19 protein-coding genes are annotated in these 23349 nt (G+C 70.1%); 13 read left to right on the forward strand and 6 right to left on the reverse strand.

From position 1 onward, the window contains the following. Positions 1 to 4: 4 nt before the first annotated feature. Positions 5 to 2218: an alpha-galactosidase gene (locus CACI_RS46275; RefSeq protein WP_015794835.1), complete on the reverse strand. Its 2214-nt coding sequence runs from the start codon at positions 2216 to 2218 to the stop codon at positions 5 to 7. 154 nt (positions 2219 to 2372) lie between these two features. Here CACI_RS46275 and CACI_RS30970 point away from each other — a divergent pair, with 154 nt between their 5' ends. The 5 genes from CACI_RS30970 to CACI_RS30990 all read left to right on the forward strand — a co-directional run bounded on the left by CACI_RS30970 (position 2373) and on the right by CACI_RS30990 (position 6641). Further along, a complete protein-coding gene (locus CACI_RS30970) occupies positions 2373 to 3554 on the forward strand; it encodes an AAA family ATPase (protein WP_015794836.1) in 1182 nt (393 codons plus the stop codon). A 101-nt stretch (positions 3555 to 3655) separates the two neighbouring features. After that, entirely contained in the window at positions 3656 to 4048 is a 393-nt protein-coding gene (locus tag CACI_RS30975) for an SHOCT domain-containing protein (RefSeq protein WP_015794837.1), read from the forward strand. Between the two features lie 88 nt (positions 4049 to 4136). Beyond that, positions 4137 to 5048, forward strand: coding sequence for a YhjD/YihY/BrkB family envelope integrity protein (locus CACI_RS30980; protein ID WP_015794838.1), 912 nt, complete (start codon positions 4137 to 4139; stop codon positions 5046 to 5048). 36 nt (positions 5049 to 5084) lie between these two features. Then, on the forward strand, positions 5085 to 5462 hold the full coding sequence (locus CACI_RS30985) for a phage holin family protein (protein WP_015794839.1): 378 nt from the start codon (positions 5085 to 5087) through the stop codon (positions 5460 to 5462). A gap of 9 nt (positions 5463 to 5471) precedes the next feature. Continuing rightward, entirely contained in the window at positions 5472 to 6641 is a 1170-nt protein-coding gene (locus CACI_RS30990) for an AI-2E family transporter (RefSeq protein WP_015794840.1), read from the forward strand. Between the two features lie 12 nt (positions 6642 to 6653). On the opposite strand, the gene CACI_RS30995 is transcribed toward CACI_RS30990, so the two are convergent. Continuing rightward, the gene (locus CACI_RS30995; RefSeq protein WP_015794841.1) at positions 6654 to 7295 is read right to left on the reverse strand and encodes a GAP family protein; all 642 of its coding nucleotides are present in this window, start codon (positions 7293 to 7295) and stop codon (positions 6654 to 6656) included. 283 nt (positions 7296 to 7578) lie between these two features. Between CACI_RS30995 and CACI_RS31000 the strand changes: the two genes are divergently transcribed. The 3 genes from CACI_RS31000 to efeB all read left to right on the forward strand — a co-directional run bounded on the left by CACI_RS31000 (position 7579) and on the right by efeB (position 11005). Then, entirely contained in the window at positions 7579 to 8457 is an 879-nt protein-coding gene (locus tag CACI_RS31000) for an alkaline phosphatase family protein (RefSeq protein ID WP_015794842.1), read from the forward strand. A 98-nt stretch (positions 8458 to 8555) separates the two neighbouring features. Beyond that, a complete protein-coding gene (locus CACI_RS31005) occupies positions 8556 to 9758 on the forward strand; it encodes an EfeM/EfeO family lipoprotein (RefSeq protein WP_015794843.1) in 1203 nt (400 codons plus the stop codon). Continuing rightward, the gene (efeB, locus tag CACI_RS31010) at positions 9755 to 11005 is read left to right on the forward strand and encodes an iron uptake transporter deferrochelatase/peroxidase subunit (RefSeq protein ID WP_015794844.1); all 1251 of its coding nucleotides are present in this window, start codon (positions 9755 to 9757) and stop codon (positions 11003 to 11005) included. The genes CACI_RS31005 and efeB overlap by 4 nt, the downstream gene beginning before the upstream one ends. A 62-nt stretch (positions 11006 to 11067) precedes the next feature. On the opposite strand, the gene CACI_RS31015 is transcribed toward efeB, so the two are convergent. After that, the gene (locus tag CACI_RS31015; protein WP_015794845.1) at positions 11068 to 12519 is read right to left on the reverse strand and encodes a hypothetical protein; all 1452 of its coding nucleotides are present in this window, start codon (positions 12517 to 12519) and stop codon (positions 11068 to 11070) included. 107 nt (positions 12520 to 12626) lie between these two features. Between CACI_RS31015 and CACI_RS31020 the strand changes: the two genes are divergently transcribed. Next, positions 12627 to 13208: a CocE/NonD family hydrolase gene (locus tag CACI_RS31020; RefSeq protein ID WP_015794846.1), complete on the forward strand. Its 582-nt coding sequence runs from the start codon at positions 12627 to 12629 to the stop codon at positions 13206 to 13208. On the opposite strand, the gene CACI_RS31025 is transcribed toward CACI_RS31020, so the two are convergent. Further along, positions 13179 to 16379: a BTAD domain-containing putative transcriptional regulator gene (locus CACI_RS31025; RefSeq protein ID WP_015794847.1), complete on the reverse strand. Its 3201-nt coding sequence runs from the start codon at positions 16377 to 16379 to the stop codon at positions 13179 to 13181. The two genes, CACI_RS31020 and CACI_RS31025, sit on opposite strands and share 30 nt — an antisense overlap. 166 nt (positions 16380 to 16545) lie before the next feature. Between CACI_RS31025 and CACI_RS31030 the strand changes: the two genes are divergently transcribed. Together CACI_RS31030 and CACI_RS31035 are read left to right on the forward strand one after the other, a co-directional pair. Continuing rightward, positions 16546 to 17235, forward strand: a complete 690-nt coding sequence (locus CACI_RS31030; protein ID WP_015794848.1) for a polysaccharide deacetylase family protein — start codon at positions 16546 to 16548, stop codon at positions 17233 to 17235. Positions 17236 to 17259: 24 nt separating this feature from the next. Further along, complete coding sequence (locus tag CACI_RS31035) at positions 17260 to 17613, forward strand: MmcQ/YjbR family DNA-binding protein (protein ID WP_015794849.1); 354 nt, start codon at positions 17260 to 17262, stop codon at positions 17611 to 17613. Positions 17614 to 17668: 55 nt separating this feature from the next. On the opposite strand, the gene CACI_RS31040 is transcribed toward CACI_RS31035, so the two are convergent. After that, on the reverse strand, positions 17669 to 19039 hold the full coding sequence (locus CACI_RS31040; RefSeq protein WP_015794850.1) for a sulfate adenylyltransferase subunit 1: 1371 nt from the start codon (positions 19037 to 19039) through the stop codon (positions 17669 to 17671). Next, on the reverse strand, positions 19039 to 19956 hold the full coding sequence (cysD, locus tag CACI_RS31045) for a sulfate adenylyltransferase subunit CysD (protein WP_015794851.1): 918 nt from the start codon (positions 19954 to 19956) through the stop codon (positions 19039 to 19041). Before cysD ends, CACI_RS31040 begins: the two co-directional genes overlap by 1 nt. Positions 19957 to 20489: 533 nt before the next feature. Between cysD and CACI_RS31050 the strand changes: the two genes are divergently transcribed. Together CACI_RS31050 and CACI_RS46280 are read left to right on the forward strand one after the other, a co-directional pair. Then, positions 20490 to 21695, forward strand: coding sequence for an NAD-dependent epimerase/dehydratase family protein (locus CACI_RS31050; protein WP_015794852.1), 1206 nt, complete (start codon positions 20490 to 20492; stop codon positions 21693 to 21695). 76 nt (positions 21696 to 21771) lie between these two features. After that, entirely contained in the window at positions 21772 to 23337 is a 1566-nt protein-coding gene (locus CACI_RS46280; RefSeq protein WP_015794853.1) for an HlyD family efflux transporter periplasmic adaptor subunit, read from the forward strand. The last annotated feature ends 12 nt before the right edge of the window (positions 23338 to 23349 follow it).

The following is a 23349-nucleotide window of genomic DNA, read 5'->3' on the forward strand; positions in this document are numbered from 1 at the left end:
TATCTCACGGCACCAGTGTCCAGTCCTGGTTCTGCCCGCCGTTCGCAGTGAACTGAATCACCGCCGTACCGGTGTTGGTGCTGCCGTTGGAGACGTCGATCATCTGTCCGTCGTAGACGCTCCTCAGCCCGACGACGCCCGGTCCTTCGTCGACCAGCGTCCAGCGGGAGTTGCTGTTCCCGTCGTCGGAGAACTGGATCAGCTGCGTCGCCGTCGCGGTGGTCGGGCCCGGGATGTTGACCAGCTTGCCGCTGTTGGCGTTGACGATCGTGTACGCGCCGCCGCTCTGCTTGGCGAAGGTCCAGCGCTGGTCGGCCTGGCCGTTGTCAGACCACTGCACCAGTGTCGCGCTGTCGGCGGTGGAGTCGCCGTTCACGTCCAGCCGGCCGCCGGTCAGCAGGTTCTCGACCCGGTAGCCCTGGTTCGCGTCCGGGACCGGGACCAGCGTCCACTTCTGGTTCGCGCCGTTGTTGGCGGGCCACTGGATCACCGACGCCCCGGCGCTCGTCGAGGCGCCGGACACGTCGGCGACCTGTCCGTCGGAGGAGGACTTCAGCGTGTACGAGCCGCTGCCGGTCGGGACGAAGCGCCATTGCGAGTCGGCGGCGTTGTCGTTGGCCTTCTGCGTGAGCTGTGCACCCTGAGTGGTTGAGGGAACGGCCAGCTGCTGGTGGCTGGTGCGGTTGAGGACCTTGTAGCTGCCGTCGCCGACCGGGACCAGCTGCCACTCCTGGTCGAGGGCGTTGTCAGGGCTCTGCTGCACGATCGAGGAGCCCGAGGTGGCCAGGTTCATGCTGCTGTTCGCGTTGACTATGTTGTAGGAAATCGCGTTGTAGCTCGCCGCGCCGGTCGGGACCACCTTGAGCAGCGTCGTGCCGTGCGCAGGCAGTGAAACGCCGTAGCTCGTCGCGAACGTGCCCAGGTTGCTGTGCGACCAGTCGTCGTGCACCGTCGCCGAGGAGCCGGTGAACCCGATGTCCTTCCAGTTCGCCGTGACCGTGGCAGCCGAGCCCGACAGGTTGAACAGAGCCACGGTGTAGCTGCCGTCGCCGTTCGCGGCGTACCAGGTCTGCAGCGGCGTCGTGCGGTCGACCGCGCGCGCCGGGTGTCCGGCCTGGTCCACGGCGAGCACTTCGCTGTTGGTCAGCAGCCCGACGTCGGTGGAGTCCAGGTGCGTCATGTCGACGCCGAGGGTGAGGTTGGAGTTCTCGATCGCCCACAGCGTCAGCTGCGTCTTCCGCTCGTCGAGGGTGAGCCCGTCGTTGGAGCCGTTGCCGATCTCCACCGAGTCCAGGTCGTTCCAGCCGCCGGTGCCGCCGACGCCGATCCACGGCTGCACGTCGGTGAAACGCTGGCTGACGTTGTTCCAGTCGGTCAGCGGGAAGGAGGAGTTCGAGCCGCAGTAGCACTCGACGTCCCCGTCGATGCGCCAGCCGTTGGAGTACTGCTGCCAGGAGGCGGCGTCCGCGGGCGTCAGCGAGTTGGACAGCTCCAGGTGGATGGTGCGGCCGGTCTGGTTGAGCGCCTGGGACCAGTGCTGGGTGTCGGCCACGCCCTGGGCGTCGCCGTCGTTCGGGCTGATGCCGTCGACCTTCAGGTAGTCGATGCCGTAGCCGGCGAGCTCGTTGGCCCAGGAGTTCAGGAACGCCTGCGCGGCGGCGGGGTTCTTGGCGTAGTCGATGTTGTACATCGCGCCGTTGCCGAAGTTGTAGTTCGTCGCGTAGCTGCTGGTGTTGGACACGATGTCCTGGGCGTGGAACGAGGTCCCCTGGATCGGCGTGTTCTGCTTGTACGCCGCGACCGGGATGCCCGGGGTCAGGTACATCCCGAACTTCTCACCGAGGGAGTGGATGTACGAGCCCAGATTCGCCATGCCGTCGGGGAACTTGCCGGTGTCGATGACCCAGCGGCCGTAGGAGTCGACGGTGGTCCCGGGGTTCAGGTAGTAGAAGTCGTCGAGGTTGACGTACTTGTAGCCCGCGGCGACCAGCCCGGAGCTGGACATGGATTGGGCTTGGGCCTTCATCTTCGCCTCGGTCGGCGCGCTGCGCAGGAAGGACCAGCTGCTCCAGCCCATGAGCGGCGTGAGCGCCGCGCCGTTGCTCTGCGCGTACGCCTTCGGCTGGCTGCCGTTGGCACAGAACAGGGCGAGCAGCGCCGCCAAGAAGACGGCGAAGACGCGGCGTGGACCGGGACGTACCAGTGGTGCGGTGTGCATGTCGTGCTCCCTGATGGCGGTCGATGGAGCCAGAAATCAAACAGGAAGGCAACCAAATTCACAGAATGAATCAGGCTTGTACGACTGGAGTAAACGGATCCGACCGTTACTCGTCAAGGGGCGGCTGTCACCGGCTTCCTCTACGGTCGGGGACGTGATCACCACGCTGGCCGTCGAGAACTACCGCTCGCTGCGAAACCTGTGCATTCCTGTCGGCCGGCTGACCGTGGTCACCGGTGCCAACGGCAGCGGCAAATCCAGCCTCTACCGGGCCGTACGCCTGCTCGCCGACGTCTCGCGCAACGGCGCGGTGGCGGCGCTGGCGCGCGAGGGCGGGCTGAGCTCCACGCTCTGGGCCGGACCGGAGCAGGGCACGAAGGCGGGTCGCAGGACGCAGGGCACGGTGCGCAGCGCGCCGGTCGGGCTGCGCCTGGGCTTCGGCGGCGAGGAATTCGGCTACGCGATCGACCTCGGGCTGCCGGTCCCCAGCGGGGATCCGGAGGCCGCGAAATTCAACCTGGACCCGGCGATCAAGACCGAGGCGGTCTGGAGCGGCCCGGTGCTGCGTCCGGCGACCTCGCTGATCGAGCGGCACAACGACAGCGTCAAGATCCGCGGCGCCGACGGGAAGTGGGCCGCCAAGCCGTATCCGATCCAGCAGTTCGACAGCATGCTCAGCGAGTTCGCCGACCCCGAGGCCGCCCCGGAACTGTTCCGCATCCGCGACCGGATCCGCTCATGGCGCTTCTACGACCACTTCCGCACCGACTTCGACGCCCCGGCGCGCGCCCCGCAGATCGGCACGCGCACCCCGGTCCTGGCGCACGACGGCGCCGATCTGGCCGCCGCGCTCCAGACCATCGTGGCCACCGGACGCCGCGCGGAGCTCGACGAGGCGATCGACAGCGCCTTCCCCGGCAGCCGCCTGGAGATCCAGGTCGGGCCGGACAGCCGCTTCTCCCTCCATCTGTGGCAGCACGGTCTGCTGCGTCCGCTCGGCGCCGCCGAACTCTCCGACGGCACGCTGCGCTACCTGCTGCTGGCCGCCGCGCTGCTGACCCCGCGCCCGGCCGACCTGATGGTCTTCAACGAGCCGGAGACCAGCTTGCACCCGGACCTGCTGCGGCCGCTGGGCGCGCTCGTCGCGGCGGTGTCGGAGCGCAGCCAGATCATCGTGGTCTCGCACTCCGCCGGGCTGATCGAGGCCATCGGACGCGCGGCGGCGAAGCTGCGGCGCGATGTCGGGATGGTCGAGTTGGAGAAGGTGAACGGCGAGACCGTGCTGCCCGGGCAGGGGTTGCTCGACGCGCCGTTGTGGTTCTGGCCGAAGCGGTGAGGGCAGCTCTCGTACACCGAATGACGCACCCGCCGCGTGCGCCCCACGAAGCGCGCCTAGCGTCGGATCCGACGCGCAATCGAGGCGCAAAGGAGCGGTCCATGTCCCATCCCCTGCTGAACGCCTTCTGGATGATCTTCTGGTTCTTCCTCTGGGTCATGTGGCTCATGCTGCTGTTCCGGGTGGTCGCGGATGTGTTCGGCGACAAGGGCCTCAGCGGCTGGGGCAAGACGGCGTGGCTGCTGTTCGTCTTGGTCCTGCCGTTCATCGGCGTGTTCGTCTACCTCATCACCCGGGGGCGCAGCATGGCCGAGCGCACCGAGGCGCACGTCCGGCAGCGCCAGCAGGCGTTCGACGACCACATCCGCGAGACCGCCGGCACCGGTCCGGGGTCGACCACGGTCGAGGAGCTGTCGAAGCTCGCCGACCTGAAGTCCTCCGGCGCGATCAGCGACGCGGAGTTCGAGCGGGCCAAGGACAAGCTGCTCGCCTGAGCGGTTCGCGCGTTTCAAGCGTTTCAAGCGGTTCGAGCGGTTCGAGCGGTTCGAGCGGCCCTGCGCCGGCGCCACCGAGACGGGACCCATGACGGCCGAGGACGACGCCCCGAGCCCGACCCCGAGCCCTGAGGGCGGTGGCGGGCGCGGTCTGCGATCACGCCTGACGCGGCTGATCGCGGCGGCTCGGGCCCGCCGCGGCGAGCTGGAGGAGCGGTCCCCGAAGCTGGCCGAGGTCCTTCGGGTCGCGCTGGCTCCGGAGACCATCGACCGGTGTTTCGCGGTGGCCGCGCAGATCTTCATCACCGCCGTGCCGATGGCGCTGGCGGTCTTGGCGTTCCTGCCGCACCAGCTGCGGGACCGCGTGCGGGAGAGCCTCAGCGCGCAGCTGGGCATCGAGGGCTCGGCGGCACAGAGCGTGAACGCGTTCTTCAACGGCCAGGACGAGTTGCGCGACGCGATCGGCGTGGCCGGGCTGGTGCTGGCGCTGTTCTCGGCGACCAGCCTGACCCGGCGGCTGCAGCGCGTCTACGAGCGCTCCTGGATGCTGCCGCCGGGACGGATGAAGTCCTCGGCGGTGCGGTGGCTGGCGTGGATCCTGGTGTGGATCGCGGTGCTGTCGGCGCAGGGTCCGCTGCGCGCGGGCAGCGGCTGGTGGCGGTTCTGGGGCTGGACCGCGTCGGCGGCGATGAGCGTCGCGCTGTGGTGGTGGACGCCGCACCTGCTGCTCCTGCGCCGGGTCGGATGGCGGACGCTGCTGCCGACCGCGTTGCTGACCGGGCTCGCGCAGACCGCGATCGGCATCGGGTCGCGCTTCGTCATGCCGCGGGTGACCGGGCGCAGCGTCGCGGAGTACGGGCCGTTCGGGCTCGTGCTCAGCCTCATGAGCTGGCTGCTCGTGGTCGCCGGCGTGATCGTTCTGGGCGCCGGGATCGGCCGGGTCCTGGCAGGCGACGCGGCGGATCCACCAAAACAGGCCGTTTCACCACCGGACAATTAGCCTGAATCCGATGTATCCACCAGCGAGAGGACGGCGATGCTGAAGCGGCTTCTCACTGCCTGGATCATCCTGGCACTGGCGTTCGTCCTGGCCGCGTGGGTCGCACCGGGCATGAGCATCCACGGCGGACCGGTCTCCTGGCTGTTGCTCGCGGCGGCCTTCGCCGCGCTGAACCTGGTCCTCGGCACCGTTCTGCGGCTGGTCACAGCGCCGCTGATGCTGCTGACGCTGGGCTTGTTCGGCATCATCATCAACGCCGTGCTGATCCGGCTGGTCGCGGCCTGGACCGACCGGCTCCAGCTGGACGGGTTCGGATCGGCCGTCTGGGGCGCCGTGTTCGTCATGATCTTCACCTGGCTGCTCCGGCTGACACCGCTCGGCAGGCCCAGACACACCCACAAGAAAAAGCACTGAGGCGGCGCCGTGTCAGTGCCCGGATTCCCCGAGGCGGGGTCCTCTGACGCGCGTCCCGATCCGCCTCGTGCTTCGCGTCCCGATCCGCCTTCCGATCGACCTTCCGATCGGCATTCCGATCCACGCGGGCTCCTGCCGCGCTGGGCGCTCCGGGCGACGGCGTGGAACCTCGCGCTGATCGTCGCGGTGGTCGTGGCCGCCGGGCTGGTCTGGGTCTGCGTCCAGCTGCGCGCCGCCGTCGTCCCGCTGCTGCTGGCGCTGCTGGCGGCCTCGCTGTTGGAGCCGGCGGGGCGGCGGCTGACCGGACGGATCCGCAGCCGGTCGCTGGCCGCCGGGGTGGCGTGCGCGCTGCTGGCGGGCGTGGTCGGCGGAACCGTCTGGCTGGTCGCGCGCGCCGTCGTCGACGCCGCGCCGGGCATCGGGCGGGCGCTGGGCAGGATCAGCCGGCGGGTCGGGGCGGGATCGGAGGAGGATCTGCTGCAGTCCGCGGCGAACGGCCTGCGGTCGCTGGGGTCGGAGGCGAACTCGGCGCTGATCGCCGGGGTCGTGCACGGGGTGTCCACGGCGGTGCAGATCCTGGCCGGGTCGGTGCTGAGCGTAGTGCTGATCTACTTCCTGATCCGCGACGGCGGCCGGTTCGAGGCGTTCGCCTCCCGGTCGCTGCCGGAGGGCACGGCGGACGTCGCCGTCCGGATGGCACGCCGCGCGTGGGATGCGCTGTCCGGGTTCATGCGCGGTACCACCTTCATCGCGCTCATCGACACGGTGCTGATCCTGATCGGGCTGCTCGTCCTGGGGGTTCCGGGCGCGCCCGGGCTGGCCGCCCTGGTGTTCGTCGGCGCCTACATCCCGTTCATCGGCGCCTTCCTGTCCGGCGCGGTCGCGGTGCTGGTGGCGCTCGGCGACGGCGGCGTCGGCAAGGCCCTGTGGGTGCTCGGCGTGGTGGTCGCGGTGCAGGTGGTCGAGGGCAACGTCCTGCAGCCGGTGATCCAGTCCCGGACCGTGTCGCTGCATCCGGCGGTGGTGATGCTGGCGGTGACCGGCGGCACGGCGGTCGCCGGGATCCTCGGCGCGCTGTTGGCGGTTCCGCTGACGGCGGCCGCCTCGGGGGTCCTCGCCGAGTTGCGGGAGATGGCGGGCCGGTCCGGGGAGTCGTCGGAAGCTGACGTCGAACCCTGAGAGGGTCGGTGATCAGAGCAGTCCGACAATGCCTTTGATCATGAAGTAGCACCCGACGCCGGCCGCGGCGGCGGCGGCGATCACCCGGCCGTTGCGGGCGAGCCAGATGTTCGCGGCGCGCAGTGTGGAGTGCGTGCGCTCCGGGGCGATCAGGTAGGTCAGGATGGGCACCTCGGCTGCCAGCAGGACGACCGCCGCGATCAGGATCACGCTGAAGGCACCGACTCCGACGGTGGGCTTTCCCTGGGAGATCGAGTGCAGCGCCAGCAGATACATCGGCGAGGGTGTGCCGACCACCAGACCGAGCATGACGGCCGTGGTCAGGCGGGGCTCCCGCAGGCTCGGCTTCTTGTCCTTGCTCTTCACGCGCGGGGTACGGCGCAGGATCACCACCGCCAGCGCCACGGCCGCCGCGCCGAGCACGATGTCCAGGACCGGCGGCGCGGTCGGATGCCGCTGGCGGTCGTCGAACTCGGTGCCGGCCAGGACGGTGACCACGAGGAAGCCGATCAGGAGCGTGAGCGAGGCCGCGGCGGCGAGGAACGTCAGCGACAGCAGGCGGGCGCGTTCCCGGGCCAGGAGCCCCGCGACGATGACGAGCGTGGTCGGGGAGAACGAGGCCGCCAGCGCGGTCGGCACTGCTTCCCAGAGCATGGGCACATCCGTTCGGGGCGTTGCGGGTGGGCGGTTCGGTACCAATTATCAGGGTTCGGTCCGCCGCTTCTCGTCTACGCCGGGCGTTCGCCCGCCGTGGTCTGCCCCGGCCTTCGGTGGCCCGCCGTGCCGAGCCGACCACTGTTACCCGCGCCGCAGCCTTCAGCTTCCTGATGTTCACGATTCTTTCTCTCCTTTCGGTATTCCGATCGTCACGGTCTGTGTCTAGCATCACCGGTGCTGCCTCTCGCCCTCCCACCCCCACCGCACCTGGAGAGAATCCATGCGCATGTCCCGCAGGGCCCTGACGCTGTCCGCGGCCGTCGGCACGGCCGCCCTGGCCGCCGCCCTCATCCCGTTCGCCACCGCCTCGGCCGCTCCGGCGGCGTCCCCGGCCACGACCGGCGTGGTGCCGACCCCGGCCCACGTCGTCGTGGTGATGGAGGAGAACCACTCCTACAACGACATCATCGGCAGCTCCAGCGCGCCGTACATCAACTCCCTGGCTTCCTCCGGCGCGCTGCTGACCGGCTCGTTCGCGGTCACCCACCCCAGCGAGCCGAACTACATGGCGCTGTTCGGCGGCAGCACCTTCGGGCTGTCCTCGGATGCCTGCCCGGTGAGCGAGGGCAACACGGCGAACCTGGGGTCGGAGCTTCTGGGCGCCGGCAAGACCTTCAAGGGCTACTCCGAGGGTCTGCCGAGCACCGGCTCGACGACCTGTTCCTCCGGCAAGTACGCGCGCAAGCACTCGCCGTGGGTGAACTACAGCAACGTGCCGGGCTCGGACTCCCTGCCGTTCAGTCAGTTCCCGACCAACTACTCGACGCTGCCGACGCTGTCGTTCGTCATCCCGAACCTCAACGACGACATGCACGACGGCACGGTCAAGACCGGCGACACCTGGCTGAAGACCAACCTGTCGGCGTACGCGACCTGGGCCAAGGCGAACAACAGCGTGCTGATCGTGACCTGGGACGAGGACGACTACACCGAGAGCAACCAGATCCCGACGATCGTCGTCGGCGCCGGGGTGAAGACCGGCCACTACAGCGAGCAGGTCACCCACTACAACCTGCTGGCCACCCTGGAGAAGATGTACGGTCTGACCCCGGTCGGCAACAGCTCGGGCGCCGCTGTCATCAGCGACATCTGGAGCTGAGCGGCCCGCGGTCCTGACCCCATAGCGCGCAGCGGACGGCCCGGGCCTGCTCGGGTCGTCCGCAGTGTGCTGCGACGACGAAAGGAACCCCGACCGTCATGCGCCGTGCCTCCTGGCAGGTACGTCTAGCGGTGGTGCCGATCGTGACGGCCGCCGCCGTCGTGGCCGGTGTCGCGCAGTCCCATCCGGCGAGCGCCGGCGGCCCGATCGCGGTGCGCGCCTCGGGGTGCGGCACGCCTCCCGCCGCCGCCGACGCCGGACGCGTCGATTTCGTGGTCACCGACGACACGGACGCCTTCGCGACGGTCTACCTCGTGGACACCGCCGACCTGGTCTACGCGGAGATCCCGTGGCTGACGCCGGGGCGCACGCTGCCGCTGACGACGACGCTCGGCGCGGGGCGTTACGCGATCCGGTGTGTCCTGTCGGACGGCACGGTCCACACCACGTCGCAGTTCTCTGTGTCGGGGACGACGTCCGGCGCGGTCGCCGGTTACAAGCCGCTGCCCGACCTGGACATGACCGCGCCGGTCAACGCCTATCGCGACTGGTTGGGCGGTTCGATACCGAAGCTGCTCGCGGCTTCGAAGAAGCTCGACGCGGACGTCGCGAGCGGTGATCTGCGGACGGCCAAGGCGGATTGGCTGACCGCGCACTTGGACTATGAGCGGCTGGGCGCCGCCTACAACTCCTTCGGCGACTTCGACGGCGCGATCGACGGGACGGCGCAGGGTCTGCCGGACGGCACGGCGGACAAGGACTGGGCCGGGCTGCACGCGATTGAATACGGGCTCTGGCACGGTGGCTCCGCGGAGAAGATACGCCCTCTGACACAGGCGCTGGTCGGCTCGGTTCAGGGCTTGGTTGAGGACTTCCCGAGCGAAGAGGTCGATCCCGGCGATTTGCCGTTGCGCGCTCACGAGATCTTGGAGAACACGCTTCAGTTCCAGATCACCGGGGCGGCGGATGCCGGTAGCGGCACGAGCTTGGCGACGGCGTATGCGAACACTGAGGGTACGCAGGAAGTGCTGAGCGTTTTGGCGCCGTTGATCGACGATCGGGCTCCTGGACTGCGTGCGAAGCTGGCCGCGGAGATCGCTGCGGTGCAGGGCGATCTTCAGGCGACTCGTGACGGCTCTGGTGGTTCCGGTGGTTCAGGCGGTTCCGGCGGCTCCGACGGCTGGACTCCGGCGGGCGCCATCTCCGCCGCACAGCACCGGCGCCTCGACGCCGACATGGATCAGCTGCTCGAAGATCTGGCGACCATCCCCAACCTGCTGGCACCGAGGACGAACGCATGACCGGCGTGGCACGACGATCCTTCCTGCGCGGCGCTGCTGTCGGCGCGGCCTCGGCAGCGGCGGTCGGCGGTGCGGCGGGGGCGACCGCGATGGCGGTGACGGGGTCGGGGTCCGCCGGGAGCGGCTCCGGGCCTTCGGGGCGTCGCATCGAGTTCGAGGGTGCGCACCAGGCGGGGATCGTGACGGCGCCTCAGGATGCGGCGTCGTTCGTGGCTTTCGACGTCACGGCTCAGGATGCCGCTGCGCTGGCAGCCTTGTTCCGGACATTGACCGACCGAATCAGGTTTCTGACTTCGGGCGGGCTGCCGGTGGCGACGGATGTCGCGTCTCCGCCGACCGATAGCGAGACGTTGGGTCCGCGGCTGCCGTCGGACGGACTGACCGTGACGGTCGGGGTCGGGGCGTCGCTGTTCGACGACCGCTTCGGTCTGGCGAGCCGCAAGCCGGCGCGCCTGACACCGATGCCTGTGTTCCCCGATGACCATGTCGAGGGCTCGACGGAGTTGCATGGCGACCTGATGTTGCAGATCTGCGCCGATTCGCGGGACACGGTGATGCACGCGTTGCGCGACATCGCCAAACACACGCGCGCCGGGATGCAGCCGTCGTGGAAGATCGACGGCTTCCACGCGGCGCCGCGACCCACCGGGACCCAACGCAACCAGCTCGGCTTCAAGGACGGCATCGCGAACCCGGACGTGTCGAAGGGCTCGGTGACCGACGACCTGATCTGGACGGCACCCGGCGGCGGCGAGCCGGCGTGGACGCAAGGCGGTTCCTACCAAGTGGTCCGCATCATCAGGATGCTGGTCGAGTTCTGGGACCGGGTATCGCTGCATGAACAGGAGAACATGATCGGCCGACGGCGCGACAGCGGAGCGCCACTGGACGGGACGGCAGAGCGTGACACGCCGGACTACCAGGCCGATCCGCACGGCTTGGTGATCCCGGCAGACGCGCACATCCGCCTGGCGAACCCGCGCACCCCAGCGACGTCCAAGCAGCAGATCCTGCGCCGCGGCTACAACTACGAACGAGGTCTGGATGCCAACGGCAACCTCGACATCGGGCTGATCTTCTGCTGCTACCAGCAGGATGTGCAGCGGCAGTTCCAGGCCGTCCAGGAGCGCCTCGCCGGCGAACCACTCGTGGACTACATCCAGCCGACCGGCGGCGGCTACTTCTTCGCGCTGCCCGGCGTGCGCGATGGCAGCGACTTCCTCGGGTCGGGACTGCTGAGGCGCTGAAGGAGGCGCCTCAGACTGATGGGGGGTGCGGCTGGGCGAGATCGGTGCGGTTGGTTTGTTGGTCAATGCCGCAGCAGGACCAGCGTCAGGGAGTAGGCGGGCAGCGTCTTGGGGATCGACCCGTGCGTCTCGGTGACGCGGTGCGTCGCCGCGCTGTAGGTGAGGATGGTCGCCTTCGAGCCCGCGTGGAATCCGTTGATCCGCGTGTCGATCGGCGCGGCGTGGTCGGGATCGTTGTTCGCCAGCAGTACGCCGAGCCCGGAGTCGGGCAGCAGTGCGGCATGTGCGACCACTGATCCGCCGGCTGTCGCCGTCACGAGCCGCGCGCCGGGTCGGGCCAGCGCCCCGAGGAGCTGCATGCCGTAGTAGGGGTCGAACTTGGTATCCGCCTTCGGACCCTGCGACGCGCCGTCGCCGCTGACGTTGCCGGAGGCGAGAAGCCCGAGGTCGCCGTAGCCGGACTCGGCGCTCCCGCCCCATTTGTTGTACAGCGACCACCAGTCGACTTCGCCGGCGCCGTTCTCCAGCATCGCCAGGACCGACTCGGGCAGGTAGAGCGCGTTGGTCGGGCTGATCTGCTGCGGCGCCTGCTGGTAGTAGGAGTTGGTCTCGCCGATGTCGATCTTCAGTTTCGGGTTGTAGGAGGCGACGAGCGAGCGCAGCGACGCCATGCCCCGAGGGATCGAGGTCTGCGGCGAGGCGAGCAGCGCGGCGTCGGTCTGAGCGCCGGTGTAGTAGTGGACGTCGACGAAGTCCGCCGCCGAGCCCGCCACCGAGAGCACCGTCTTGTCCCAGTCCAGCATCGGCGTGCCGGGGATCGGCGCGGCGAGTTCCAGTCCCACCCGGATGCTGGGATCGGCGGCCTTCATCGCCTTGATGAAGGCGAGCGAGTTCGTCGCGTAAGCCTGCGCGGACTTGTCGGCGTGGCCGTCGGGTTCGGTGTTCATGCTCGCGCCGAGCGCGCCGTTGAAGTAGGTCTCCTCGCCGATGGCCCAGTCCGTGACGCCGTAGTGGCGGGTCTTGTTGGCATAGCGGACCCAGTCGGCGGCTTCTTGCGGCGTGCCGGTTCCGTAGTTGACGTGCACCAGCATCGAGCTGTCGGTCGCCCGCGCGGTCGCGGCGAACTGGTCGAAGCTGAACTGCGGCTTGAGGTCCTCGTAGTCCAAGCCTTGGGCGTCGTGCGCTGCGGCCTGGGGGTCGGGGCTGAGCCGGCCGGTGCGCCAGTGGTAGAGGTCGCTGACCCCGCCGCCGTCGAAGGCGAGCCTCTGGATTCCGGCGTCGCGGATCAGCCGGTCGGCCGGGCGGTCGAGCAGGTTGGCGCTCCAGATCGGGGTGTTGACGCCGACCGCGTGGTCGCCCAGCCGGGTGATCACGTCGTTCGCGCTGACGTCCACGTGGACCGCGGACGCGGAGGTCGCGGACGCGGGGGTCGCTGACGACAGGTTCGTCGCCCCGGACAAGGTCGTTGTCGCGGCCAGCAGGGAGAACATGGTGCCGTAGGCGTTCTTGAACATGGCTTCACTGTGCTCAGCGCCGCTGGCAACCGGCTGTCCGCCGGCATCGGGCGCCGCTGCCAGCGCGCTGCCAGCGGCTTGCCAGCGCGGTCCCCGAGAGTCTGATCATGACCAACCGGCACGGGCTGCGGCACCCGCACTATCGCTACTTCCTCCTCAGCCAGGGCCGCGCCAACACCTACAAGGGAGACGGCGTGCTCAGCGCCTCTCCCCCGGCCGCGGCGGCGCTCGACCGGTTCGACTACGACCCCTACGCCGCCGTCCCCACGGTCGACGACCTGGACCAGCGCTCGGTCGAGGTCCGGGAAGACGTTCTGTGCTTCACCAGCGCGCCGCTGACCGAACCGGTCCGCATCGCCGGATCCGTGGGACTGGTCGTCTTCGTGTCCTCCTCGATCCCCGGCGGCGGCATCACCGGCAAGCTGGTCGACGTCGCGCCCGATGACAGCACGCGCTTCATCACCGACGGGATCGCCCGGGTCCCGCGCGCCCGCGAGGTCCATGAACTCTCCATCGACCTCGGAGCGGTCACCGCGGTTTTCGCAGTCGGGCACCGGATCCGGCTGGACGTCAGCGGCGGCAGCGTGCCGAAATACGCCGAGCCCGGCGAGCTCCCGGCCGTGAACCGGGTGCATCACGGCCCTGAGACGCCCTCCCGGCTACTGCTGCCCGTCGTCGCCGAGGACTGAGCGCATCTCGGCGACCACTTCCTCGTACGTCATCGCGGCGCCGCGATCGTGAGCCCGCCGGTACGCCTCGTCCCCCAGCGCCGCGACAGTACGCTCGCGCGCGCCAGTGATTTCGGGACCGCGTACCAGTCCCTGCCCCATCAGCGCGACCTCGGCGCCGAACAGCACCGCCGCCTCCTCGGACCGGCCCGCTGCTTCGAGCGTCACCGCGGCGCCGAGCACCACGACGGTGAGAATCGGGATGTCCCGCAACGCGCCGAGCGCGGTCACGGCGAGCCGATGCTGGACGATGCCGGCTGCCGGATCCCCCGAAGCGGTGAGCGCACGTCCGTAACCGGCGCGCGCCCACGCGATGTCCTGCGGAACGGTGAGCCGGCCGCGTTCCATCGCCTCGAGGCCTTCGGCGTAGGCGGGCCAGGCTGCGGCGAAGTCGCCCTGGCGGCGTGCGATGTCGGCTTCGGCGAGCTGGATCTGTGCGTGCCACTCCGGCGGTACGCCACCGGCGGCGATCTCCTTGGCCCGCGCGGTGTCCAGGATCGCGCCGTCCACGTCTTCGGCGATCAGCCGCTCGTGGGCCAGGCGCATCAGAGTCGCGACGGCTTCCTCCGGACTCAGCCAGTCGGCGATGAGCTGACCGGCCTCGGCGATCAACGGTGAGGCGGCGGCGATGCCTTGCGTGATCGCGGCGTGCCGGAAGCGCAGCAGCAACGCCTGACTCAATCCCCACCGCTCCCCCAGCGCGCGGAACCCGGTGACCGCCGCTTGGAGGTCGGGACCGGCGAGATCGGGGCGGGCGAGCATGATGCGCAGGTTGCCGCGCATCATGCGACCGGCGGCTGCCAGCCACGGATCGGGCGCTTCGGCGCAGCGGTCGAGCCATCGCAGGGCGGCGTCCTGATCGCCGGCCATCGCGGTCAGCATCGCGCCGGAGACCTCGAGCATCGGCGGGACCGGGCCTTCGGCGCGCGCCAGGGCCAGCAGGTGGTCGAATTCCTGCGCCGTCCCGGCCAGCCGGTCGGGTTCGGCAGTGACCGCGGAGAAGTCGGTCGGGTGGACGAAGTAGGCGATGTGGGTCGCGAACACCGACGCGGCGTAGGCGCGCGCCGCTCCCTGCGGGACGCCTCCGGCGGCGGACGCGACTGCCTGCCGGGCCCACTGGTACGCCTCCAGCCGATGGCCGCGCAGCCACCAGAACCAGATCAGCGCGCCGCACAGGCGCAGCGCCGTCTCCACTTCGCCATGGTCGATGGCCCATCGCAGGGCGGTCACCATGTTGTCGTGCTCGGCGCCGAGCAGCTCGATCGCTTCCAGCTGCGCGTTCATGAACAGCTGCGGGACGGCGCCCTCGGCGACGTCCAGGAAGTAGCGCGCGTGCTCGGCTGCGGCGCTCTGCGTTTCGCCGGCTTCGGCGAGGCGTTCCAGGGCGAACGCCCGGATCGTCTCCAGCATGCGGTAGCGGTCCGCGCGGTCGACTTCCAGCAGGGACTTGTCGACGAGGGCGGGCAGGACGTCCAGGACTTCGTCCCCGAACATCGCCTCGGCGGCGTCCAGGCTCGCGCCGCCGGAGAACACCGAGAGCCGGCACAGCAGCCGGCGTTCGCGCTCCGAGAGCAGTCCCCAGCTCCAGTCGACCACGGCGCGCAGTGTCTGGTGACGCGGCAGGGCGGTGCGGCTGCCGCCGGTGAGCAGGCGGAAGCGGTCGTCGAGGCGTTCGGCGATCTTCTGCGGGGTCAGGGCGCGCGAGCGGGCGGCGGCGAGCTCGATCGCCAGCGGCGCGCCGTCGAGGCGGGAGCAGATGGCGACCACGGCGGCGACGTTGTCGTCGTCCACTGCGAAGCCCGGGCGGACCGAGGCGGCGCGGTCGGCGAACAAGCGCACGGAGGCGTACTGGAGCGCCTGCGCCGCGCCGGCGTCGCGGGGCGCGCTGGCCAGCGGCGGGACCGGGCACAGCGCCTCGCCCTCGATGCCGAGCGGTTCCCGGCTGGTGGCCAGCACGCGCAGGTGCGGGCAGCGGACCAGCAGATCCTCGACGAGGCGGGCGGCGGCGTCGATGACGTGCTCGCAGTTGTCCACGACCAGCAGCGTCGGTTCGCGCGAGAGCACTTCGGCGAGGCGGTCGGCGGCGTCCGGGCCGTCGGTGTCACGGATCGCGAACACCTTCAGGAACGCGAACGGCACGCCGGAGGGGTCGCCGACCGGCGCCAGCTCGACCTGCCACACGCCGCCGGGCCAGCGCTGAAGGGAGTGCAGCGCGGTCTCGCCGGCCAGCCGGGTCTTGCCCGCGCCGCCGGCGCCGACCACCGTCACCAGGCGGGATTCGGCCAGGCGGCGGGTCAGGCCGTCGACCTCGGCTTGGCGGCCGACGAAGCTGGTCAGGCGGGCTTGCAGGTTGGTGACCGCGACGACCCGGGGCGGAGGGGGATCGTCGTCGAGGGATTCCAGGTGGGCTTGGGCGAGGGACGCGGAGGGTCCGACGCCGAGTTGGTCGGCGAGTTCCCGGCGGGTTCGCTCGAACACTGCCAGGGCCTCCGAGCGGCGGCCGTCGGCACGCAGGGCCCGCATCAGCAGGACGGCGAGGCGTTCGCGCAGGGGATCGGCTGCGAGTTCGGTGGTCAGTTCTTCGATGACGCGGGTCGGACGGCCGAGGTCCAGGTAGGCCTGGGCGCGGTCCATGACGGCGTCCAGGCGGCGCTCGGTGAGCTGGGTGATGGCTTGCTCGGCGAAGGGCATCATCGCCACGTCGGCGAGGGCCGGTCCGCGCCACAGTGCCAGGGCTTCATCAAGGCTCTTCGCCGCGAGGTCCGGGCTCGGCGGGCTCGCCGCGAGCAGGGCGCTGCCCTCGTCGGCGAGGCGCAGGAAGGTGGCGGCGTCGACCTGGTCGGCGGCGGCGTCGACCTCGCCGTCGATGGCGGCGTCGAGCAGGTAGCCGGTCGCGCGGGCGACGACCCGCGTCTGGCCGACGGCCGTGCGCAGCCGCTTGACCAGCGTCTGGAGCGCGTTCGCGGCGTTGCCGGGGAGGTCCTGCCCCCACAGGCCGTCGACCAGCCGGTCGACGGGGACCACGCGTCCGGGCTCGAGAGCCAAGAACGCCAGCAGGGCGCGGACCCGCGGTCCGCCGAGACTGATCGGGTCGCCGTCGTCGGTGACGGCCTCCACCGGCCCGAGAATCATGAAACGCACGCCCTCATGATGCCTGGTCGCGGCGCCGGCCGACGCCGTCGCGACGATCCGTGCCAGGAGCGGGCATGGAGCCGAAAGTGCACGGACCGCAGGGCCTTATGGGGGAATTCCTGATCAAGCAGGGTGTCCAGGCCGTGACGGCGGGAATCCGCTCGAGGTGATCATCGGATTTTCCCGCAAAGTCGGGGCACTTCTCGTCGCGGCCGTCTTGGCGCTGCTCGCGATCGGATTCTCCGCGGCACCGGCCGCCGCGTCGAGCAAGGCGGCGGCCGGCAAAGCTGTGACAAGCAAGGTCGTGTACATCACCTTCGACGACGGGCCCAGTCCCGTCTACACGCCGAAGGTCCTCAAGGTGCTGGCGCAGTACGGCGTGCACGCCACGTTCTTCGAGGTCGGCCAGAACGTGGCCGCGCACCCGTCGGTGACCACGCGGGTGTACCGCGCGGGCAACAGCGTGCAGAACCACTCCTGGTCCCACCCCGACCTGCGCAAGCTGTCGGCATCGCAGTTCGCGTACCAGGTCAACGCCACCGACCGGCAGATCCGCGCGCACACCGGCTACCGTCCCTGCTGCCTGCGCCCGCCGTACGGCGCGGTCAACGGCGCGGTGCGCTCCCGGACGGCGGCACTCGGCAAGAAGATCGCACTGTGGACGGTCGACCCGCGCGACTGGTCGCGGCCCGGCGCCTCGGCGATCCAGGCGCGCGTGCTCAGCCACGTACGACCGGGCTCGGTAGTGCTGCTGCACGACGGCGGCGGCGACCGCAGCCAGACCGTCGCGGCACTGAGCGGCATTCTCAGGACCCTGAAGGCGCGGGGCTACACGTTCGCGACGTGGGCTCGGTAACGCCAGGCGAATACTGTGGGACCCATGACCCCGGAGGAACTGAAAGCGGCCTGCCTTGATCACCACGGAGCAGTGGAGGACTTCCCCTTCGCCCCCGAAGTATCGGTGTTCAAGGTGGCCGGCAAGGTCTTCGCCATCACCCGCCTCGACGAGCACCCCCTGGCCGTGAGCCTCAAGAGCGACCCGGACCTCGCCGCGAACCTCCGCGCGGCACACGCTGCGATCCGTCCCGGCTACCACCTGAACAAGCGGCACTGGAACACGGTCACCATCGACGGCTCCCTCGGCGAGGAGATGGTGCTGGACATGATCGAGGATTCCTACGACTTGGTAGTGAAGTCGCTGACGCGGGCTCAGCGGGCTGCGCTCGGCGGCTGACGCGCGGCCGCGCGAACCTGCGAGTCCGCGCGACCGCGCTGCACCAGCCTCAGCCTCAGCGCGCCATGCCAGCCACCGGCTTGCGCGCCTCCGCTGGCGCCGACACTGGCGCTGACGCTGACGCCGACACTGGCGCTGGCGCCGACACCGTCAGCGGCATGCCGATCAGCCCCGCCGCCAGAGTGCCTCCGTCGGACGGCTCGATCAGCAGGAACGAGCCGGTGCGTCGGCTGGTGCTGTAGTCATCGACCGGTAGCGGCTGCGAGGTGCGCAGGGTGACGCGGCCGATGTGGTTGAGCTGCAAGGATTCCGGCGCCTCCACGGTCGACAGGTTCTGTTCGTCAAAGCGGGAGTGGAGCGCGGCGACCATCGCGGACACCGTTCGGGTGCCGTGTTTGAGCAGGACCGATGCGCCGGGGCGCAGCGGTTCGTCTGACAGCCAGCACACGGTGGCGTCCAGTTCGTCGGTGACCGTCGGTGGCGCGCCGGCTGCGACGATCACGTCGCCGCGGCAGATGTCCAGCTCGTCGGCGAGCAGCAGGGTCACCGAGCGGCCGGCGTGTGCTTGAGCCAGTGGGCCGTCCATGGTGTCGATGCCGCGTACGGTGCTGCGCAGACCGGCCGGCAGGACCAGGACCTCGTCGCCCACCGCCGCCATGCCGACGGCGATCTGGCCGGCGTAGCCGCGGTAGTCCGGGTGAGCCTGAGTCCGTGGTCTGATCACATACTGCACCGGAAACCGCAGCGGTTTGTCCTGGGGATCCGGCTCCACTGGGACGGTTTCCAAGTGGTCGAGCAGTGTCGGTCCGGTGTACCAGGGGGTTCGGTCCGAGGGTTCGACCACGTTGTCGCCGACCAGTGCCGACACCGGGATGGCCAGGACATGGCCGTCGGCGTATCCCAGTTCGCCGGCATAGGCGAGGAACTCCTTGGCGATCGCGGCGAATACGGGCTCGTCGTAGCCGACCAGGTCGATCTTGTTGACCGCCAGGACGAGTCTTGGCACGCCCAACAACGCCAGCACCGCGGCGTGGCGGCGGGTCTGCTCGACCACCCCGCGGCGCGCGTCCACCAGGACCACGGCCAGTTGTGCGGTGGAGGCGCCGGTGACGGTGTTGCGGGTGTACTGCACGTGCCCGGGGGTGTCGGCGAGCACGAACGAGCGGCGCGGTGTGGCGAAGTAGCGGTACGCCACATCGATGGTGATGCCCTGCTCGCGCTCCGACCGTAAGCCGTCCACCAGCAACGACAGGTCGGGGGCGGCCAGTCCGCGCTCGGCGCTGGCCCGGCGCACCGCGTCGAGCTGGTCGGCCAGGACCGACTTGGTGTCGTGGAGCAGCCGGCCGACGAGCGTGGACTTGCCGTCGTCGACACTGCCGGCGGTCGCCAGCCGCAACAGGTCCTGCCGCGGATCCTCGTGGCCCATCAGAAGTACCCCGTCCTTTTCCGGTCCTCCATCGCGGCCTCCGACACCAGGTCGTCGGCCCTGCTCGCGCCACGCTCGGTGAGCCGGCTGGCCGCCACCTCGGCGATCACCTCGGCCACGCTCGACGCCTCGGACTCCACCGCGCCGGTGCACGAGCCGTCGCCGACGGTCCGGTAGCGCACGGTCAGCTCGTGGACGTCCTCCCCCGGGCGTGCTCCGCCCCAGGGACCGGCGGTCAGCCACATCCCGGAGCGCCGGAAGACGGCGCGCCGGTGCGCGAAGTAGATCGAGGGCAGCTCGATGCCCTCGCGCTCGACGTAGCGCCAGATGTCGCGCTCGGTCCAGTTGGACAGCGGGAACACCCGGACGTGCTCGCCCGCGCGATGCCGGCCGTTGTAGAGGTTCCACAGCTCGGGCCGCTGCCGACGTGGTTCCCACTGCCCGAATCCGTTGCGCAGGCTGAAGATCCGCTCCTTGGCCCGAGCCCGCTCCTCGTCCCGGCGCGCGCCGCCGAACGCGGCGTCGTATCGCAGAGAGTTGATGGCGTCCAGCAGCGGCAGCGTCTGCAGCGGGTTGCGCAGACCGTCGGGACGCTCGGCGAGTCTGCCGTCGTCGATCCATTCCTGGACGCGGGCCACTTCCAGCCGCAGTCCGTAGCGCTCCGCGATCCGGTCGCGGAAGGCGATGACCTCCTCGAAGTTGTGGCCGGTGTCGACGTGCAACAACGGGAACGGCACCGGCGCCGGCCAGAACGCCTTGACCGCGAGGTGCAGCAGTACGGTCGAGTCCTTGCCTCCGGAGAAGAGGATCACCGGCCGGTCGAATTCCCCGGCCACCTCCCGGACGATGTGGATGGACTCCGATTCCAACATGTCCAGGTCGTCCGCGAGCAGCGTGCCGCTCGATATCGATGTCATGGGTTCCAGGCTCCTGCGATCCGCGGCCGATGCCCGGCCGCGACGGCGTGAACGATGCGGAAGCGATGGCCGGCTGGCCGGTGTTCCGCCGGCGCCGCCGACCCGGGCGGTGGCATGCCCCGGGTCGGCGGCGGGGGCACTGCCCAGGTGCCCGGTTTTTAGTTAAGGAGGTTTCCTAGCAATCCCACCGACCAGTAGTACTCGTCCGTCACACAGACGTCAAGCATCGCTGCGGAGAGCTATCGAACATTCGGCCTTACCAGGCTTTTGCGACCTTCGGCACCGGCAGGAGCCGGGGCGCGCACCGCCGCCGCGGCCGCCCCGCGGACGGGAAGATCGTCTTTCGCAGGCTCTTGACGTCCCCGCACGGACGTCTTACGGTGCCCACGTCCAAGAAAGTAAAGTTTCCTAACAATCCACCCCCTCGGGTCCGGCGGACACCCCGCCCGGCGCCGGGACGAACGACCGCACGGCGAGCGCCTCGCGTTCCTCGGCGGACTCCCACCGTTCGATCACAAGGAGTGGATACGACCATGGATGTTCTCGTTCTCGGCGGAGACGGATTCTGCGGCTGGCCGACCGCACTGCACCTGTCCGACCGCGGCCACGACGTCACCGTCGTGGACAACCTCAGCCGGCGCGCCATCGACCTCGAGCTCGAAGTCGACTCGCTCACCCCGATCCGCCCGATCGGCGAGCGGATCCGCGCCTGGAAGGCGGTCTCGGGCCGCGACATCGGCTTCGTCCGCCTGGACCTGGCGACCGAGTACGAGCGCCTGACCGCGGTGCTGGCCGAGCTGCGCCCGCAGGCGATCGTGCACTTCGCCGAGCAGCGGGCGGCGCCGTACTCGATGCGCTCGCCGCAGGCCAAGTGCTACACCGTCGACAACAACGTGCGCGCCACCCACAACCTGCTCACCGCGCTGGTCACCACCGGCCTGGACGCGGCGGTGGTGCACCTGGGGACGATGGGCGTCTACGGCTACGGCTGGTCGGGATCCGCGCCGATCCCGGAGGGCTACCTGACCGTCAAGGTACCGACCCCCGACGGGGACATCCCGCGGGAGATCCTGCACCCGGCGAACCCCGGCTCGGTGTACCACCTGACCAAGACGCTGGACCAGCTGATGTTCGCCTTCTACGCCAAGAACGACCAGCTGCGCATCACCGATCTGCACCAGGGGATCGTCTGGGGGACGCAGACCCCGCAGACGATCCGCGACGAGCGGCTGGTCAACCGGTTCGACTACGACGGCGACTACGGCACGGTCCTGAACCGCTTCCTGATGCAGGCCGCGATCGGGCATCCGCTGACCGTGCACGGCAGCGGCGGGCAGACCCGCGCCTTCATCCACATCCGGGACACCGTGCGCTGTATCGAGCTGGCGATCCAGAACCCGCCGACCGGCGCCCAGCCGCGGGTGTTCAACCAGGTCACCGAGACCTACCGCGTGTCCGATCTGGCGAAGCTGGTCAGCGAGATGACCGGGGTCGAGGTCGCGCATCTGCCCAACCCGCGGCAGGAGGCCGACCGCAACGAGCTGAACGTGTGCAACGACCAGTTCCTGGCGCTGGGTCTACAGCCCACGACGCTGTCCGAGGGTCTGCTCGAGGAGTGCACCGACATCGCGGCGCGGTACCGGCACCGCGTGGACCCGAGCAAGATCGTCGCCCGCTCGGTGTGGCGGGCCGGGATGCCCACGTCGGAGGACTTGATGCCCGAGCCTGCGGACCGCTGAGGCAGACCGCTGAGGCAGCCCGCTGAGGCAGGGCACAGACACAGACCGCCGCCGGGAGCTACACAGGGGACGAGAAATGGTTGCCAGAGAACGGGTCCGCGGGATGAACGCGGCCTTCACCACCGGCGAGGCCGGCGTCGGCGAGATGCGGCCGGCCAAACCCCCGCTGCGGCCCAAGCAGCTGATCGCGGCGGTCGTGGCCGTCGCGGTCGGCGGCACCGCCGCCGTGGTCACCTACAAGGTGATGGCCGACCCGGCGCCGACCATCACCGGCCAGGTCACACCCGCGCACGCCTACTACCTGAACTTCGGGGACAACGGCACGCTGAGCGCCTTGAACGTGGCACCCGGCCAGCAGGTCAAGGCCGGGCAGCTGCTCGCCACCGAGGACACCGCGGTGGACCAGTCGGACCTGCGGGCGGCGCAGGCGCAGGTGAGCGCCGCCGACGCCGCGCTGACCGCCGCCGAGCATCCGCAGACCAGCACCGCCGCGCAGAACCAGCTCCAGGTCACCACGACCAAGGCGCAGGCGGCCGTCACCAGCGCGCAGAGTGCGCTGACGCTGGCTCAGGGCAAGGCGAAGAGCAGCGTCGACATGCAGGCCGCCGTCGTCGCGAGTCGGCAGCGGATGTTGAACGACGACCAGGCGCGTTACGCGCAAACCTGCACCGGGGCGGCGCGACCGGCAGTCGCGCCCGCCGCGCTGCTGGTCGGGCCCACCGGCTCGCCGTCGGAAACGGATCCCACGCCGACGCCGACGCCGACGTCCACTCCGAAAGCCACACCCCCACCGACGTCCACGCATTCTTCCCCACCGTCCCCGAAGTCGACGCCTCCGGCTCGGCTGACGCCGTCGAAACCGCCGTCGAAACCGTCGACGGCGCCGACCGACCCCGCGTCGCTGTGTCAGAACCTTGAGACGCAGATCGCGAAGGACGCCGACGCGGTGTCGGAGGCGAACGCGCAGCTCACCGCCACCCAATCCGCCGCGTCGGACGAGCAGCAGCGCGCCGCCGATCAAGTGACTCAGGCCCAGGCTTTGCTGCAGACGGTCCAGAACCAGCCGAACCCGGGATCCGTCCCGGACGCGGCGACCATCGCACAAGCCAAGTCGAACCTCGCCACCGCGCAAGCCCTGGTCGCCAAGGACCAGCAGGCGCTGGCCACCGCCTCGATCGTCGCGCCGGCCGACGGTGTGGTCGCCGACACCGCCGGCGCGGTCGGCGACCGCGTGGACCCCGCCGGGATCCACCTCTACGGCGGGCCCGCCGGGCAGACCGACACGTCGGGCAATCAGCAGCAGGGCTTCCAGCTGTTCGCCGGACAGCCCACGGCGAACGGCAACGGGAACAACGCCGGCACCCAGCCGGGCGGCTACGTCCCGCTCATCACGCTGTACTCCGAACCCATGACCGTGACGGCGCAGGTCCCCGAGGCGCAGATCGGCCAGGTCCACGCCGGGCAGCCGGTGACGTTGTCCGTGGTCGCGGTCAATCAGAACCTGCACGGCACCGTCGACAAGGTCCTGCTCGACCCCGCGCGCGTGCCCGGCGCCGTCTACTACGACGTCGTGATCTCGATGGCCGCCACTCCGCCGGGCGTGCTGTGCGGCATGACCGTGAACGTCGCGCTGTCCTCGTGAACCGCCGAACCG

It is taken from the genome of Catenulispora acidiphila DSM 44928, from assembly GCF_000024025.1.
GTDB classification, from domain to species: Bacteria; Actinomycetota; Actinomycetes; order Streptomycetales; family Catenulisporaceae; genus Catenulispora; species Catenulispora acidiphila.

Bases quoted from the DNA above. Each gene is read 5' to 3' on its own strand.
- CACI_RS31040 (WP_015794850.1), bottom strand. From the start codon at position 19,039: ATGGGCCACGAGGATCCGCGGCAGGACCTGTTGCGGCTGGCGACCGCC.
- CACI_RS31020 (WP_015794846.1), top strand. From the start codon at position 12,627: ATGACCAACCGGCACGGGCTGCGGCACCCGCACTATCGCTACTTCCTC.
- CACI_RS30995 (WP_015794841.1), bottom strand. From the start codon at position 7,295: ATGCTCTGGGAAGCAGTGCCGACCGCGCTGGCGGCCTCGTTCTCCCCG.
- CACI_RS46280 (WP_015794853.1), top strand. From the start codon at position 21,772: ATGGTTGCCAGAGAACGGGTCCGCGGGATGAACGCGGCCTTCACCACC.
- CACI_RS46275 (WP_015794835.1), bottom strand. From the start codon at position 2,218: ATGCACACCGCACCACTGGTACGTCCCGGTCCACGCCGCGTCTTCGCC.
- CACI_RS31025 (WP_015794847.1), bottom strand. From the start codon at position 16,379: ATGATTCTCGGGCCGGTGGAGGCCGTCACCGACGACGGCGACCCGATC.
- CACI_RS31000 (WP_015794842.1), top strand. From the start codon at position 7,579: ATGCGCATGTCCCGCAGGGCCCTGACGCTGTCCGCGGCCGTCGGCACG.
- CACI_RS31005 (WP_015794843.1), top strand. From the start codon at position 8,556: ATGCGCCGTGCCTCCTGGCAGGTACGTCTAGCGGTGGTGCCGATCGTG.
- efeB (WP_015794844.1), top strand. From the start codon at position 9,755: ATGACCGGCGTGGCACGACGATCCTTCCTGCGCGGCGCTGCTGTCGGC.
- CACI_RS31035 (WP_015794849.1), top strand. From the start codon at position 17,260: ATGACCCCGGAGGAACTGAAAGCGGCCTGCCTTGATCACCACGGAGCA.
- CACI_RS30980 (WP_015794838.1), top strand. From the start codon at position 4,137: ATGACGGCCGAGGACGACGCCCCGAGCCCGACCCCGAGCCCTGAGGGC.
- CACI_RS31015 (WP_015794845.1), bottom strand. From the start codon at position 12,519: ATGTTCAAGAACGCCTACGGCACCATGTTCTCCCTGCTGGCCGCGACA.
- CACI_RS31050 (WP_015794852.1), top strand. From the start codon at position 20,490: ATGGATGTTCTCGTTCTCGGCGGAGACGGATTCTGCGGCTGGCCGACC.
- CACI_RS30985 (WP_015794839.1), top strand. From the start codon at position 5,085: ATGCTGAAGCGGCTTCTCACTGCCTGGATCATCCTGGCACTGGCGTTC.
- cysD (WP_015794851.1), bottom strand. From the start codon at position 19,956: ATGACATCGATATCGAGCGGCACGCTGCTCGCGGACGACCTGGACATG.
- CACI_RS30975 (WP_015794837.1), top strand. From the start codon at position 3,656: ATGTCCCATCCCCTGCTGAACGCCTTCTGGATGATCTTCTGGTTCTTC.